Raw genomic sequence first — 15,406 nt, 5'->3', positions numbered from 1 at the left:
CGAGCTTCCGCATTTCGCGTCGCGGCGGATCACGAAAGCCCGATAAATGCTTTAACGATGGATTATTACATATCGCCCTCGCGGTCCAGGACCGCGGCGAGCGCCTGCTCGAAGCCCGAGGCCTCGCTCGCCTCACGGGTCGGATCCTGCTGCCGCACATCGATCACATGGCCGGTCAGCTCGGACAGCAGAACGTCCAGGGAGGTCCTCGCCACCGCTTCGGAGGAGAGGAGAGAGCCGTCGGGTTCCACACCGAAGGCCTTGGTGCGCATCGGGGTCGCGGTGCGCTCGGGGTTGACGCAATTCACCCGGATTCCGTCGTTCGCCCACTCGTCCGAGAGCGCCTGGGTGAGATTCACCATGGCGGCCTTCGTGGACGAGTAAAGGCTGTACTCGGCGCGACCGCGCGTATAGCTGGAGGAGGTGTAGAGCAGCAGCTGCCCCTTCGTCTCCGCCAGGTACTTGTAAGAAGCACGCGCAATCTGCACGGGCGCCAGGTAATTGACGTTCAGCGCTTCGCGGATGGTGCTGTTGTCCGTCTCCGCGAGCTTGCCGATACGCAGCACGCCCGCGGTGTTGATGACGTAGTCGATACGGCCGCTCTCGGAGTACGCCTTCGACAATGCGTCGTCGACGTGTTCCGGGTTCTCGACATGGGTGCCGGTCGTGGAGCGGCCCAGCGCATAGACCTTGGCGCCGTACTTCTTCGCCAGTTCGGCGATGTCCGCGCCGATGCCGTACGAACCGCCGAAGACCACCAGCGTGCGGCCGGCGAGCAGTTCGCGGTACGCGGCCTCGCCGGCCTGGCGGGGCGCGGCCGTCGAGGCCAGCTGGAACAGCTTGTCGGCGATGAAGACGTCGACCGGCTGCGTCACCTTCATGTTGTACTCGTCGCCCGCGACGACATGGATCGGGACGTCGGGGAGATAGCGCAGGACCACCGAACAGTCGTCGGTGGCCTGGAAGTTGGGATCGCCCGCCGCGACCTCGTACGCCTTGCGGATCGTCGACAGCTTGAAGGCCTGCGGCGTCTGGCCGCGGCGCAGCCGTGAGCGGTCCGGCACGTCCGTGATGAACTCGCCGTCCTCGCCGTGGGTACGGGTGACGATGATGGTGTCCGCGGAGGGGATGGCGACATCGACGGCCTGAAAGCGGTCGAGCGCGTCCACACAGTCCTGGATCACTCGCTGTGACAGAAGCGGACGGACAGCGTCATGGAAGAGGACGTTGCGGTCCTCGCCCTCGGCAAGTCCCTCGCTGAGCGCGGCGATGGCGCGCTCGGTCGTCTCGTTGCGGGTCGAGCCGCCCTCGATGACCTTGGCCACCTTGGTCAGCCCGGCCTTGGCGATGATCTTCTCGACATCGGGCACGAAACCCGGTGCCATCAGGACGATCACGTCGTCGATGGAGTCGGCCTGCTCGAAGATCGAGAGTGTGTGCTCGATGACAGCCTTGCCTGCGATCTTCAGCAGCTGCTTCGGGATCGACAGCCCCACACGCTGGCCGGTGCCACCGGCGAGCACAACGGCTGTGGTGCGGGGTTTGGCTACGTGCGGCACAGACACAGGGACGACCTACCTTGAGGTGAGTGGGGGACGGGGCCGATCGTCGCACTCTCCGTGACCGTCCCGCAAGGCGGACGACCGGCACCCCACACCTCGGCGAAACGCGATGTTCACCCCGTGGCCAGGGAAATGACCCACGATTGCCCCGGCCAAGGGGTGACTGACACCACAAATGTCGCGATGTGCGCTTCGCTACCCGATCGGTTTGTCCACAACATTCAGGACGAGCTCGTTGGCGGCGCTGTAGAAGACCTTGACGGTGACCTTTTCCCGCGGCCCGACACCGAGTTTGCGAGCCATCGACCGCAATCCTGTCAGAGATCTCTTCTTCGGCACTTCGATGCCGGGATAAGGGAAGAGAGATCCCTTTTCCACGACATCGTCGAGAATGCGGGCCAGCCGCACCGGCTCGGCGCCGGGCGAATACCTCAGCCACAGATCCCACACATCGTGCGCGTCGACCTGCCCCGTCACCGGCTCCGCGACGGGCACGGTGACCCGGAATCTGTCCGCGCCCTCACGGACGGCGTCGAAGGACAGCTCGAGCGCGTGCTTTCCGCGACGGCGCATGAGCAGGACCGGCTCGCCGTCCGGTACGCCCTCACCGAGCAGCCGGCCGTCGATCGTGAACGTCCGCCCGGAGACCCGGATGCCGGCGACCTCCGCGTGCACCGGCCGTGACCAGGAGCGCAGCGACAGCGATCCGTGCCTGACATAGGGGACGAGCTGGCGCACGGCCTCCCCGGGCGTCGTACGGCCGGCGGTCCTCATGGCTCCGCGCTGGTCGACGGCGCGCGCCGAGAGCGCCACGCGCTCGCCGCCCTCCCGCTCCGCATGGCAGGTCCACACGCCTTCCGCGAACTCCTCGTGCGCGGGAACGGTCGCCCGGCCCTCCTTGTCGAAGGGGTGGACACGGTCGGCCACCGCGGCGTCCGGGTGGCTGCACACCAGCCGCAGCGCGCCGCCTCCACCGAGGGGCGGACCGCCGTAGCCGTGTGCGTTTCGTGGAAGGAGCGTGACGACCAGACCACCGTCATCGGCCACGACGCAGTCCGCGACCGGGGCGAACTCCCCCTCGCCGGCGGTCTCCTGCGCCGCGACATGGGCGGCGCCGCGCGAGGCGGTCGTCGCGCCGAGTTCGGCGAACAGTTCCTCGTACTGCTTGGCGACGGGGCCGGGGTCGAAGCGCCGGGCGTTGCGGCGGGCCGCCGCGCCCATCCGCCGGCGCAGGTCCTCGTCATCGATGAGACGCAGCAGGGCGGCCGCGACGGCGTCGGCGTCGCCGACCGGAACGAGGAGCCCGTCGACCCCGTCGGCGATGATCTCCCGCGGGCCGTAGTCGCAGTCGGTGCTCACCACCGGCAGTCCGCAGCGCATGGCCTCCACGAGCGTCATGCCGAAGGACTCGTGACGGGAGGTGGAAACGGCGATCGCACCCTTCGCCCACTCCGGTTCGATGGGTGAGCGCGGGCCCATGAGATGGACGCTGTTGTAGAGGCCGAGTTCGTCGATGCGGCGGCGCAGCCGGTCCTTCTCCTTGCCCCATCCGCAGATGCGCAGCGTCCAGTCCGGACGGACCGCGGCGACCTTGCCGAACGCCTCGATCAGGACGTGGTACTGCTTCTCCGAGGCCAGCCGCCCCGCCGCGACGACCGTCGTCCCCGAGGTGTCGGACGGCTCGACGACCGGCTCGGGCACGCTGTTGGGAATGGCCAGCACCCGGGTGTCCGGCAGCGGCATCTGTTCCCGGTAGGAGGCGGCGTCGCCCTCGGAGACCGTCACAAAGGCGTCGAGCCGGGTGAGATACGGATACATCTCGGCGCGATGCGCGGGCTTGTGATGGTTGTGCGACATGTGCTCCTGGCCGATGAGCACGGCGCGCTCCGGTCCGAACTGCGCGATGTAGGCGGTCAGTCCGGGCCGGGTGGAGATGATCACGTCCGCGTCGGAGGCGGCGTAGTGTTCCCGCACCCGCTCGTCGGTGAGCCGGCTGTACTCCTTCTGGCGCGCGTCGGTGCCGGGATACAGCTCGGCGGGCTGAAGGTGGAGCGGATGCTTGAGCTCGCTGGTGGGCGACGCCGGGCGGGTGTCCACCAGCGGTACGACGTCGACCCGCGGATCGATGGCGAAGAGCGGTGCGTCGCGGTGCCGGAACACCGAGACGATCTCGATCTCGTGCCGGTCGGCGAGTTCCTCTGCCAGATTCAGGGTCGTGCGGATGGTTCCGCCGATCCCGTAAATCGTATGGATGAGGAAGGAAATCTTCACCGTCGCTCCGTTCGGTCTGCTGGGGCTCTTCACCCCACCCCCGCGTAGAAGACGGTCACTGCGGGCGGGAGGTTGTTTCGCACCATGCACCGAAAATGATCCGGTTCATCGGAGCCATCCACCTCCCGCCACACCGTCGCGGGGCACAGAAAGAACGACCGGGCCGGCAGGCCTGGAACGGGTGAACCCGTCGGCCCGGGCCGGGGAACCCGTCGGCTGAGAACGGGTGGAACTACCCGTCGGCCTAGAACGGGTGGAACTCGTCGTACTCCCGCTGCGGGTCGTCCCGCTCGGCGTCCCGGTCCTTACGGCGCTGGGCCGCGGGCCGGGGCGTGTCGAGCCGGTGGTCCTCACCGCGGCGGCCGAGCATCTCGGCGCCCGCCATCACGGTGGGCTCCCAGTCGAAGACCACGGCGTTGTCCTCGGGGCCGATGGCGACGCCGTCGCCCGCCCGGGCACCGGCCTTCATCAGCTGCTCCTCGACGCCGAGGCGGTTGAGCCGGTCGGCGAGGTAGCCGACGGCCTCGTCGTTGCTGAAGTCGGTCTGGCGGACCCAGCGCTCCGGCTTCTCGCCGCGCACCCGGAACAAACTCTCCTCCTCGCGGACGACCGTGAATCCCGAGTCGTCGACGGCCTTCGGGCGGATGACGATGCGGGTCGCCTCCTCGACGGGCTTGGCGGCGCGCGCCTCGGCGACGATCTCGGCGAGGGCGAAGGAGAGCTCCTTCAGACCGGTCCGCGCGACGGCCGACGCCTCGAGGACGCGGTAGCCGCGGGCCTCCAGATCCGGGCGGATCATGTCGGCGAGGTCCTGGCCGTCGGGGATGTCGATCTTGTTGAGGACGACGATCCGCGGACGGTCGTCCAGGCCGCCGTACTGCCGCAGCTCGTCCTCGATGACATCGAGGTCGGAGACCGGGTCGCGGTCGGACTCCAGCGTCGCGGTGTCCAGCACATGCACCAGCACGGAGCAGCGCTCCACATGGCGCAGGAACTCCAGGCCGAGGCCCTTGCCCTGGCTGGCTCCGGGGATCAGGCCGGGCACATCCGCGATGGTGTAGACGGTCGATCCGGCGGTGACTACACCGAGGTTCGGGACGAGCGTGGTGAAGGGGTAGTCCGCGATCTTCGGCTTGGCGGCGCTGAGCACCGAGATCAGCGAGGACTTGCCGGCGCTCGGGTAGCCGACGAGTGCCACGTCGGCGACGGTCTTGAGCTCCATGACGACGTCACGGGCCTCACCGGGCTCGCCGAGCAGCGCGAAGCCCGGGGCCTTGCGGCGGGCGGAGGCGAGCGCCGCGTTGCCGAGGCCGCCGCGGCCGCCCTGGCCCGCGACGAAGGTGGTGCCCTGTCCGACCAGGTCGGCGAGGACGTTGCCGTCCTTGTCGAGGATGACGGTGCCGTCCGGTACGGGCAGGACCAGGTCCTGACCGTCCTTGCCGGAACGGTTGTCACCGGCACCGGGCTGGCCGTTGGTGGCCTTGCGGTGCGGACTGTGGTGGTAGTCGAGCAGCGTGGTCACCGACTGGTCGACGACCAGGATGACGTCACCGCCACGGCCGCCGTTGCCGCCGTCGGGTCCGCCGAGCGGCTTGAACTTCTCCCGGTGAACGGAGGCGCAGCCGTGGCCTCCGTTACCCGCGGCGACATGCAGTTCGACGCGGTCCACGAAGGTGGTCATGGGTGTGCCTCCAGATACGGAAATGTCAGAGAGTACTGAAATGTCTTACGCATAACGCAGCAGAGGCGGACCCGCTTCCCGTGGGGGAAGTGAGGTCCGCCTCCGCAGAAACCGCTCTACAGCAGCCGAATTAGACGGCGACCGGAACGATGTTCACGACCTTGCGGCCACGGTGGGTGCCGAACTGCACCGCACCGGCGTCCAGCGCGAACAGCGTGTCGTCGCTGCCGCGGCCGACGCCCGTGCCCGGGTGGAAGTGGGTGCCGCGCTGGCGGACCAGGATCTCACCGGCGTTGACGACCTGACCGCCGAAGCGCTTCACGCCGAGCCGCTGAGCATTGGAGTCGCGCCCGTTCCGAGTGGACGATGCGCCCTTCTTGTGTGCCATCTCTCCTCAGTCCCTTACTTCGCAGCCGTGGGGATGCCGGTGACCTTGATCGCCGTGTACTGCTGACGGTGACCCTGGCGACGGCGGTAGCCGGTCTTGTTCTTGTAGCGAAGGATGTCGATCTTCGCGCCCTTGTGGTGGTCCACGACCTCGGCCGTGACCTTGATACCGGCCAGCACCCACGGGTCGCTGGTGACAGCGTCGCCGTCGACAACGAGCAGGGTCGAGAGCTCGACCGTGTCGCCAACCTTGGCAGTGGGAATCTTGTCAACCTCAACGATGTCGTCGACAGCAACCTTGTGCTGGCGACCACCGCTGCGCACGATGGCGTACACGCGGATCTCTCTCTCACTCGGAACGGCCCCCTGATGCCAGCCGCTCACACAGGCCGGGGCCTGCGACGATCCGGAAGGACGAGCGGCCTCTCCCGGGCGGTGAACGCCCTGGGGAGGAAGTTGCTCAGGGGTAGGTGCGTACGGAAACACACCGAGGGACAAGGTTACGGGCCGCGCTCCGGAGGGTCAAACCGGGTCCGCATCGCCCGCGACGGCCTCGCGCCGGGTCTCCCCGCGGACCCGTCTTCCTGCCGGATGTCCCCCGTACCCGTCTTCCTTCCGGATGTCCCCCGTACCCGTCTCTGGTGGATGTCCGCCACTGCCTGTTCAATATTCGCTCGTGCCCCTGCGCTCCTTCATATCCATGCCTCGCATGCTCCGCCACGGCTCGTCCGTGGGCGCCGATCTGCCGCCCGACGAGGCCGTGACCGTCGGCGCCGTCACCGACCCGGCGCTGCGGGCCGCGTTGACCGCGGCCGCCGCCGGTGACGCCGGCCCCGCCCGTGAGCTGCTGGCGGAGACCCGGCTCGGCGCTCAGTGGGAGCGGCGCAGCGGCTGCGTGAGCGCGCTGGCCGAGTGCGCGCTGCACAACCCGGGCTGGCTGGAGGGCTGGCTGGCGGCGGCGCCCGAGGACCCCGACGCGACGCTGGTGAAGGCCGATCTCAGCATCCAGCAGGCCTGGGAGATACGGACCGGTCACCGCGCCAGCCATGTCTCGGAGGACCAGTTCCGCGCCTTCTTCACCCTGCTCGACGACGCCCTGCCGGTGATCGCCGCGGCTACCGAGCTGGGCCCCACGGACCCCGTGCCGTGGCAGGTCGCGCTCACCCACGCACGCGGCATCCAGGCGCCGCGCGAGGTGTTCGACGCGTACTGGGCCGAGGCCGTCGCCCGCTCCCCGCACCACTACGGCTGCCATGCCACGGCGCTGCAGTATCTGTGCGCCAAGTGGTACGGCTCGCACGAGGAGATGTTCGCCTTCGCCGAGCGGGCCGCCGACGGCGCCCTGCCCGGCTCGCAGCTGAACGCGCTGCCGCTGCTCGCCGCCGTCGAGTACGAGGTCGTCTCCGACGACTCCACCCAGGGCGGTCCGATCCCCGAGGCCCGGGTGGCCGCAGCGATCACACGGGCCCAGGAGCTCTCCGCCTGGTACGAGCCGGGCGACCCGGACGCGGCCGGCTTCCGCAACCATCTGGCGCTGATGCTGATCCTCGGCGAGCGCTGGTCGGAGGCGCTGGACACCTTCCGGGCCATCGGGGTGCACGCGCGGGAGTTCCCGTGGGCGTACATCGGCGACAGCCGCAAGGAGTTCCTGGAGTTCCGCCTCGGTGTACGGATGCAGGTCGCGTCCCGGACGCCGTTCTTCAGCAGGCCCCCGCAGAGCGCGCCTGCCGCCTCGGCGGCGCTCCCGGTCCTCGCGCCGCGCTCGCTGGCGATCGCCGCGGCCCCGCCGCACCAGGTCGCCGAGGCCGCGCTGATGTGCGGCGTCTCGCTGCGCATCGCCCCCGCGCCCTCCGGAGCGAGCTATGTCGAACTCGTCCCCGACCCCTCCCCAGGCCGGCGCGCGGCGCTCGCCGGCGGCGAGGAGTTGCTGACGGCGGCGGCCGACAACTTCACCACCGCGGAGAAGTGGCCCGCGCTGGTGCTGCGCCGCACCGCGGACCGCTACAGCTTCACCCTGTTCCACAAGGGCAAGGTGCGCGCCACGCATCTGTGGGACCCCGCGGCCCCGGTCGTCGACCACGCGCAGGCGGCCGCGACCGCCCAGGCCGTCGCGGGCGTCTTCCCGGTCACCGACCTGCGCCCGCTGATCACGCTGCTGCGCGGCGGAAACGATCCTGCTCGGCGTCAGGCGGAGCTGGTGACCGTGCTGGGACTGCCGCCCGTCCCGGACGGCTTCGGCGAGCGCGACGAGATCCTGGGAGACCTGCCGGAGGCCCGACTCCTCGCCAGACGTGGGGTGTTGAAGGGCATCCGCGACACCATGTCGACGGACCTCGGCACCCCCGCGCTGCACGTCCCGCGCTCCCGGCGCTGGTGGACGCTGCGGATCGTGGCCCTGGTGATCCTCGTCCCGGCGGCGGTCTACGGCTGGCTCTCCCCGGACGTCGGCTGGTACCGCACGCTCGTCCCCACGGCGGCCTCCCTCTTCTACGCGCTCCAGCTCAGGAAGGCCTGGGCCCGCAGACGCTGAATCGCGCCGCTGGTCGTATGCTCGCCGGGCGAAGCCGCGCACCGGAAGGCAGAGAAGTGAACTACAGGGTCCAGCCCACCGCCCAGGTCGACGAGAGTGCCGAGATCGGCGACGGAAGCAGCGTCTGGGAGCTCGCCCAGATCCGCGAGGGAGCCAGGCTCGGCAAGGGCTGTGTCGTCGGGCGCGGCGCCTACGTCGGAACCGGTGTGCAGATCGGCGACAACGTCAAGCTCCAGAACTACGCCCTCGTGTACGAGCCCGCCGAGCTCGGCGACGGCGTGTTCGTCGGCCCCGCCGTGGTGCTGACCAACGACCACAACCCGCGGTCCGTGGACCCCGAGGGCAACCAGAAGCGCGGCGGTGACTGGGAGGCCGTGGGCGTCAAGGTCGCCGAGGGCGCCTCGCTCGGAGCGCGGTGCGTGTGCGTCGCGCCGGTGCGGATCGGCCGCTGGGCCATGGTCGCCGCGGGCGCCGTGGTCACCAAGGACGTACCGGACTTCGCGCTGGTCGTCGGCGTCCCCGCCCGGCACATCGGCTGGGTCGGCAAGAACGGTGTCCGTCTGGTGGAGCGCGAGGGCGAGTCCGGCGTCTGGGAGTGCCCGCAGAGCGGCGCCCGGTACGTGGAGAAGGACGGCGTGCTCGAGGAGCAGGCCGTCTGAGACTGTTCCGGCAAAGGCAGCGGGCCCGGGCTTCCGAGAGGAAGCGCGGGCCCGCTGTCGTTGTGGAACCGGAAAGACCTAGGCGCGGGACCAGGCCGCGAGCGCCAGGCCCGACTCGTCCTTCTGCCGGGTGACCCGCAGCGTCCCGTCGGTACCGAACGCCGCCATCACCACGCGCCCCCTGGCGTCGATCGCCAGCGCGGGCGCGCCGACGCACGGCTCGCCCGTGAGCGTCCAGGTGACGCCGCTGCCCTCGTCCTCCGTGGGGTACGCGGCGAGCGCCGGACGGCCGGTGGCCGCGTCGCGGTGGGCCAGGATCGTGCAGTCGTGGCCGTCGACCGGGGTGCGCAGCAGCGCGATCGGCCCGGTGCCCGTGCCGGTGCCGACGGTGGCGGGCTCCGCCATCGACGGGCGCCAGGCGCGCACCGTGCGGTCCTCGCTCGTGTGCCAGAAGTGGGTGAGCCGGTCGCCGCCGGTGCGCTCGGCCGTCAGGGAGTCGGGCTCGGCGCCGGACACGATGTCGTCGGCGCGCTCGAACTTGACGCCCTTGGTCTCCTGCTTCCAGCGCATGACGCGCTCGGCCGTCGGCAGGGCGAACTCCATCAGCCCTTCGGGGGTGATGGAGACGGAGACCGCTCCGAGGCCCTCACTGCCCTTGTAGTCGGCCCACTTGTTCCACTTGCCGGACGGCACCTGGCTGCGTCCGCAGACACCGCCGCCCACATTGCGCACGAAGACATGCAGCGAACCGTCGGCGTCGACGACCGCGGACGGAAGTCCGATCCGCGCGGCCAGGTCGGCGTCACTGCCGTACGGCGTGCCGAGCGGCGCCCACTCGCGCACCGCGAGACCCGACTGGTACTGCAGGGCGTAGACCACGTCGGTGCCGGTCCGGCCGTCCGGGAGCGGCCTGCGCCGCAGACCGACCAGATGGACATAGCCGTCCGCGCCCTGGGCGACGGAGAGGTAGGGCAGCACACCCGTGGCGGGAATCACGTCGGGACCGGACCACTCCGGTCCGCCGGGAGCCGTCTCGGTCCACCGCAGCACACCGTCGGTGGTGGGGGCGTACGCCGTGAGCCGGCCGTCCTTGCCCCGTACGAGCCAGCCCGTGGTGGGAGCGAGAGAGGTGTCCACCGTGGGGATGCGGGCCGGTTTGGGGCGTGGTGCTTCCTCCGACCGACGCACAGATTTCCGTCCGGACCTGACCGCCATGGCACACCGTCGACTTTCCCGTGACCGCCCGCGAAACTAGCGCGACGATAGTACGACAGCGGGACGTGGCCGGATCCGGCACCGGTACCCCTGTGGGGTGGCCGGATACGCCCCCATCGACCCCCTGTGCAGGCCTCGTTCACCCAATCGTTATCCAGGCGCTCGCTGCCGGGGTATCGCCGCCTGACCACGGGCGGGAGAGCCATCGCACAGGGTGCGCCGCCCGGCCGCGGGCCGGTCCACCTCGGGGGTTGCCTACCATTGCGCCTGTGACACCCCCCGCCAATGACCTGACCCAGAAGAAGAGTGTTCAGTGAAAGTCATCAGCATCGTCGGTGCCCGTCCCCAACTGGTGAAGCTCGCGCCCATCGCGGCCGCGTTCGCGGGAACCGAGCACGAGCACGTCATCGTGCACACCGGGCAGCACTACGACGCCGACCTCTCCGACGTCTTCTTCGAGGGCCTCGGCATCCCCGACCCCGACGTCCACCTCGGTGTCGGGTCCGGCAGCCACGGCGTCCAGACGGGTTCGGTGCTCACCGCCCTCGACCCCGTCCTCGAGCGTGAGCAGCCGGACTGGGTCCTCGTCTACGGCGACACCAACTCCACCATCGCCGGTGCGCTCTCCGCCGTGAAGATGCACCTTCCGGTCGCGCACCTGGAAGCCGGTCTGCGCTCCTTCAACCGGCGCATGCCGGAGGAGCACAACCGCGTCCTGACCGACCACTGCGCCGACGTCCTGCTGGCCCCGACCGAGGAGGCCATGCGCCACCTCGCCGACGAGGGCCTGAAGGACCGCGCCGTGCTGGCGGGCGACGTCATGGTCGACATCTGCCTGCGCATCCGTGACACGGTGCTGGCCGGCGAGCACGCCGCGCCGCAGCTGCCCGAGGGCATCGACCCCTCGCAGCCCTTCCTGCTGGCGACGCTGCACCGGCCGGACAACACCGACGACCCCGAGCGCCTCGCCGCGATCATCGGCGCGCTGGCCGCGCTGCCGGTCCCGGTCGCGCTGCTCGCGCACCCGCGTCTGGTCGCCCGCGCCGCCGAGCACGGCATCAAGCTCGACCAGGGCTCGGTCCACGTCGGCCGTCCGCTCCCCTACGCCGGGCTGATCGCCGCGGTGCTGGCCTCCTCCGGCGTGGTCACCGACTCGGGCGGCCTGCAGAAGGAAGCGTTCCTGCTGGAGCGCATCACCACCACGATCCGTCCGGAGACGGAATGGGTGGAAACCGTCGACACCGGTTGGAACGTCTTGGTACCCGACCCGCACGAGCTGTCCGCCGACGAATGGGCCGCCACCGTCACCCGCGCCGTACCCACGGGTGACCCCGGCACTCCGTACGGTGACGGACGGGCCGCGCAGAACGTTGTCCGGATCATGGAAGAGTGGAAGGGGGGAAGCCGGCACGCGTGACGGACCTGGAGGGCCTCGGAGCAGGCCCGAGTCCGTCTACGTCACCGTGCTAGCGTCACCGCTTATGTCAGCGTCTCCCAGGTCCGGGCTGCCCTCCGACGGCTCGCGGCCTCATGTCATCTACCTCGCCATCGGCTTTCCGCCGGCTGCGAAGAGCAGTGCCTACCGCATGCGCGAGACGGCGAACCAGTTCTGCAGGGCAGGCTGGGACGTCACCGTCGTCAACATCGCCCAGGAGTCCTGGGAGCGGGACTCCGGCGTCGACCTCACCCTTCTGGAGCAGGTCGACCCGCGCGTGAACATCGTGGAGCTGCCGCTCTCCCGCGAGGACCTGGAAACGGACATCCGCCTCTTCGACGAGGAGCGCGCGCTCAACCCCAACAAGTGGGTCACGCAGCTGCGCAAGCGGCAGCAGAAGCCGTTCCCGGAGCCGAACTTCGGCGAGTGGCGCGGAGCGCTGGAGCAGGCCGTCCTCGACATCCACCGGGAGCACCCGGCGGATCTGCTGGTGGCCAGCTGCGTTCCGTACGTCAACCTCGCCGCGGCCTGGAAGCTGTGGGAAGAGGCGAAGGTCCCGTACGCGGTCGACTTCCGCGACGGCTGGTCGATCGACGTGATCACCGGCATCGAGGCCTTCACCAAGGACTCGGAGATGGGCCGCTGGGAGCAGAAGGTCCTCGACCACGCGGTCAGCCTGTGGGTCGTCAACGACCCGATCGCCGACCACTACCGGGCCCGCTATCCCGAGTTCGCGTCCCGTGTCGAGGTCGTGCGCAACGGCTACGACGCCGACAGCTCGCCCGGCCGCGCCCACCGCGCGGACCCCGAGGCCGGCCTGGTCTTCGGCTACCTCGGCACGGTCAACTTCACGCCCGCGCATCTGGAGACGGTGCTCAACGCCTGGCGCGCGGCGCGCGAACGCGAGCCGCTGCTCGCCAACGCGCGCTTCGAGGTCCGCGGCCACATCGGCAACGGTGCGGGCCGCGAGGCGAACAAGCACTCCGAGATGCTCAAGCAGGCCGAGGTGGACGGCGTCTCCTTCGGCGGCCCGGCCGCCAAGGCCGAGGTCTCCTCCATCTACGCCCGCTGGGACGCGATGGTGCTCATCCTGATCGGCGGTCGCTTCGTGACCTCCGGCAAGGTGTACGAGTACATGGCCACCGGACTGCCGATCGTCTCCGCGCACGTCGTCGAGCACGACGCCTCCAACGTCCTTCAGGGGCACCCCCTGTGGACCGGTGCCGTCGGCATCGACGAGGAGGGTCTCGCCGAATCGTTCGTCAAGGCCGCGCACATGGCCGTCGAGACGAGCGACGAGGTGCACGCCGAAGCCATGGCGCACGCCGACCAGTTCACCCGCGAGGCTCTGATGTCCGTGGCCGTGAAGAACCTGGTGGGGCGACTCACCAACGAACACGACGGGAACCACGGGTCCGCAGCGGCCCCGGGGGACAAGACCTCCACCACGGACGTGGACAGCCTCTCATCGAAGTCGATCGTCGCCGGAGGGCCCACCTCGTGACCGATGTGCTTTTCGTCGCCGCGTCCCAGCCGCAGTTCGGCGTACTCGCCGACGCGGTGAAGAAGTTCCGCGCCCAGGGCGCGCGAGTTCACCTCGCCTGCCTCTTCGACGCGCGGGCCTGCCTGGAGGACCTGGACAAGCTGGAGCTCGACGGGTTCCAGCAACTCCCCTACGGCATAGGGCATCTGAGCATCGGCACCCGCCGCAAGCTCAAGCGGGTGCCGCACGGCCGGCGGCTGTGGGTCCAGATCCGCAGGAACGCCTGGCTGCGCCGGCACGGACTGGCCGCCAAGCACCTCGTCGCGCTCGACGCGAACGCCGTCTACACGGTGTGGCGTCTGTCGCAGTACAACGCGGACGCCGGTGCCTCGTTCGGTATCGCCCCGGCCCTGCGCGCCATGGAGGGCGAGGCGTCCACGCCGCAGCCCGTCACCCGGCGCCGGAACGTGATAATCCCTCCGCGCACCCTGATCGCCGCCGACGTACGCCGTCAGGCCAAGGCGCTGCCCCACACCGTGATGCGTACGGCCACCGCGCGCCCCGTGATGCGCAGTGCCGTCGGAGCGCGGCTGTGGCGTTCGGCGCTCGGCGCGCCCGGTGTGCCCGCGGGCTTCCGGGCCGCACTGTCCCGGCAGGTCGCCGAGGGCATGCGCTGGGCCGGCCGGCCGGGTGGCGCGACGCTCGCGCTGACCACCGCCGCCCGCCGCATCGAGAACCGCGAGATCCGGACCGCGCTGCTGGACGAGGCGGTCAGGACCGAGCTCAACAAGGGCATCGCACCGCGTGCCCTCGACAGCACGGTCCAGGAGCTGCTGACGCAGGCCGACGGCCTGTACAAGGCCGGTGACCCGGCCGCGGCGGCCAGCGCGCTGGACCGGGCCCTGGTGCTCGGCTTCCACCGCGTCGTCCACATCGACCAGCTCAGCTCCCCCCTCGCGGCCGACCCCACGGCCTTCTCCGCGCCGGTGCACGCCTCCGCGGTGATGAGGAAGATCGGGGAGCCCCGCGGCCGGAAGACCCCGGCGGCCACGCCGCCGTCGGACCGTCCGCTGCGGCTGCTCGTCACCACCAGCGCCAACGACAACTTCCTGAAGCTGGTCCTCTCCCACTACGAGGACCACCCGGGTGTCGAGGTCCGTTACCTGGACCTCGCGGCGACCCCCGCCATGAAGCGGATCTCCTGGGCCGGCCGGCGGATGATAGAGAACCGTCTCGGGGGCGACGCCCTCTACGCGGAGCAGGTCGAGCAGCTCATGCGGCCCCATCTGGACTGGGCCGACACCGTGTTCCTCGACTGGTGCGTGGCGCCTGCCGTGATGCTCACGACCATCGACCCGGGCGACACCCGGATCGTGGTGCGGCTGCACAGCTACGAGGCGTTCACCCGGTGGCCGCACCTGGTGGACTTCTCCCGCATCGACGACCTCGTGTACGTGGCGGACCATGTGCAGGACCTGACCACCTCGCTGGTGCCGCAGCTGCGCGGCGAGGCCGCTCCCCGCACGCACATGCTGCACAACGCCATGGACCTGAGCGGCTTCAACCGCGAGAAGCCGGCCGACGCCCGCTTCAATCTGGGTCTGATCGGCATCTCGCAGGTGGCGAAGGACCCGCTGTGGGCGGTCGACGTCCTGGAGCGGGTGCGCAAGCAGGACGAGCGCTACCGGCTGCTGCTGGTCGGCGGCGACATGGACCGCAAGACCAGCCGTGCCACGAAGGACTATCTGGCCGAGTTCGAGAGGGTGCTGGCTCCGCTGGAGGAGTCCGGTGCCGTCGTACGCCTCGGTCCGACCGACGACGTGCCCGGCAAGCTCACCGAGATCGGCACGATCCTCAGCTCCTCGGTGCGTGAGGGCTGCCACGTCGGTCTGATGGAGGGCGCGGCGAGCGCCGCGGTCCCCGTGGTCCGTGACTGGCCGTTCTACGCCGGACGCGAGCACAGCGCCCGCACGCTGTACCCGGAGAACTGGGTCGTCGCCTCTCCGGAGGAGGCCGCCCGGCGCATCCTGGAGGCCACGGCGACGGAGGAGAGCTGGCGCAACGCCGGCAAGCTCGCCTCCGAGCACGCGCTGTCGGTCTGGGACTGGCCGGTGGTCAGCCGGACGTTCGACGAGCTGTTCCTCGGCGAGCGGTCCGCTCACTGACACCACCGCATACGAGTG

General features: G+C 70.1%; 11 protein-coding genes. 5 read left to right on the top strand and 6 right to left on the bottom strand.

All coding sequences use genetic code 11. The features are described 5' to 3' along the window. Window positions 1–65: 65 nt before the first annotated feature. The 5 genes from RPQ07_RS24630 to rplU form a co-directional block, all read right to left on the bottom strand. Complete coding sequence (locus tag RPQ07_RS24630) at window positions 66–1,565, bottom strand: bifunctional cytidylyltransferase/SDR family oxidoreductase (RefSeq protein WP_313946352.1); 1,500 nt, start codon at window positions 1,563–1,565, stop codon at window positions 66–68. A gap of 192 nt (window positions 1,566–1,757) precedes the next feature. Beyond that, window positions 1,758–3,833 carry a glycosyltransferase family 4 protein gene (locus RPQ07_RS24625; protein WP_313946351.1) on the bottom strand — a complete coding sequence of 692 codons (2,076 nt, stop codon included), beginning with the start codon at window positions 3,831–3,833 and terminating at the stop codon, window positions 1,758–1,760. A gap of 244 nt (window positions 3,834–4,077) precedes the next feature. Further along, window positions 4,078–5,514, bottom strand: a complete 1,437-nt coding sequence (gene obgE, locus RPQ07_RS24620; RefSeq protein WP_313946350.1) for a GTPase ObgE — start codon at window positions 5,512–5,514, stop codon at window positions 4,078–4,080. A gap of 130 nt (window positions 5,515–5,644) precedes the next feature. Continuing rightward, window positions 5,645–5,902 carry a 50S ribosomal protein L27 gene (rpmA, locus tag RPQ07_RS24615; protein ID WP_313946349.1) on the bottom strand — a complete coding sequence of 86 codons (258 nt, stop codon included), beginning with the start codon at window positions 5,900–5,902 and terminating at the stop codon, window positions 5,645–5,647. 14 nt (window positions 5,903–5,916) lie between these two features. Then, window positions 5,917–6,237 carry a 50S ribosomal protein L21 gene (rplU, locus tag RPQ07_RS24610; RefSeq protein WP_223774625.1) on the bottom strand — a complete coding sequence of 107 codons (321 nt, stop codon included), beginning with the start codon at window positions 6,235–6,237 and terminating at the stop codon, window positions 5,917–5,919. 364 nt (window positions 6,238–6,601) lie between these two features. On the opposite strand from rplU, the gene RPQ07_RS24605 reads away from it, so the two are divergent. Together RPQ07_RS24605 and RPQ07_RS24600 are read left to right on the top strand one after the other, a co-directional pair. Beyond that, complete coding sequence (locus RPQ07_RS24605) at window positions 6,602–8,431, top strand: hypothetical protein (RefSeq protein WP_313946348.1); 1,830 nt, start codon at window positions 6,602–6,604, stop codon at window positions 8,429–8,431. Window positions 8,432–8,487: 56 nt separating this feature from the next. Further along, window positions 8,488–9,090 carry an acyltransferase gene (locus RPQ07_RS24600; protein ID WP_313946347.1) on the top strand — a complete coding sequence of 201 codons (603 nt, stop codon included), beginning with the start codon at window positions 8,488–8,490 and terminating at the stop codon, window positions 9,088–9,090. 78 nt (window positions 9,091–9,168) lie between these two features. Here the strand turns inward: RPQ07_RS24600 and RPQ07_RS24595 are convergent, their stop codons facing one another. Then, window positions 9,169–10,227, bottom strand: coding sequence for a hypothetical protein (locus tag RPQ07_RS24595; RefSeq protein WP_313946346.1), 1,059 nt, complete (start codon window positions 10,225–10,227; stop codon window positions 9,169–9,171). A 391-nt stretch (window positions 10,228–10,618) separates the two neighbouring features. On the opposite strand from RPQ07_RS24595, the gene wecB reads away from it, so the two are divergent. The 3 genes from wecB (at window position 10,619) to RPQ07_RS24580 (ending at window position 15,388) form a co-directional block, all read left to right on the top strand. Then, window positions 10,619–11,722 carry a non-hydrolyzing UDP-N-acetylglucosamine 2-epimerase gene (gene wecB / locus RPQ07_RS24590; RefSeq protein WP_313946345.1) on the top strand — a complete coding sequence of 368 codons (1,104 nt, stop codon included), beginning with the start codon at window positions 10,619–10,621 and terminating at the stop codon, window positions 11,720–11,722. A 169-nt stretch (window positions 11,723–11,891) separates the two neighbouring features. Next, window positions 11,892–13,244, top strand: a complete 1,353-nt coding sequence (locus tag RPQ07_RS24585; protein ID WP_313949015.1) for a glycosyltransferase — start codon at window positions 11,892–11,894, stop codon at window positions 13,242–13,244. Next, on the top strand, window positions 13,241–15,388 hold the full coding sequence (locus tag RPQ07_RS24580) for a glycosyltransferase family 1 protein (RefSeq protein ID WP_313946344.1): 2,148 nt from the start codon (window positions 13,241–13,243) through the stop codon (window positions 15,386–15,388). The genes RPQ07_RS24585 and RPQ07_RS24580 overlap by 4 nt, the downstream gene beginning before the upstream one ends. Window positions 15,389–15,406 lie beyond the last annotated feature (18 nt).

The sequence above is a fragment of the Streptomyces sp. AM8-1-1 genome (genome assembly GCF_032229325.1).
In the GTDB taxonomy this organism is placed as follows: domain Bacteria; phylum Actinomycetota; class Actinomycetes; order Streptomycetales; family Streptomycetaceae; genus Streptomyces; species Streptomyces achmelvichensis.
This window is presented reverse-complemented; position numbering and strand designations above follow the sequence as displayed.

What these genes read in the sequence shown, in the direction of transcription:
- obgE (WP_313946350.1), bottom strand. Translation starts at nt 5,514, where the DNA reads ATGACCACCTTCGTGGACCGCGTCGAACTGCATGTCGCCGCGGGTAAC.
- rpmA (WP_313946349.1), bottom strand. Translation starts at nt 5,902, where the DNA reads ATGGCACACAAGAAGGGCGCATCGTCCACTCGGAACGGGCGCGACTCC.
- RPQ07_RS24605 (WP_313946348.1), top strand. Translation starts at nt 6,602, where the DNA reads ATGCCTCGCATGCTCCGCCACGGCTCGTCCGTGGGCGCCGATCTGCCG.
- RPQ07_RS24585 (WP_313949015.1), top strand. Translation starts at nt 11,892, where the DNA reads ATGCGCGAGACGGCGAACCAGTTCTGCAGGGCAGGCTGGGACGTCACC.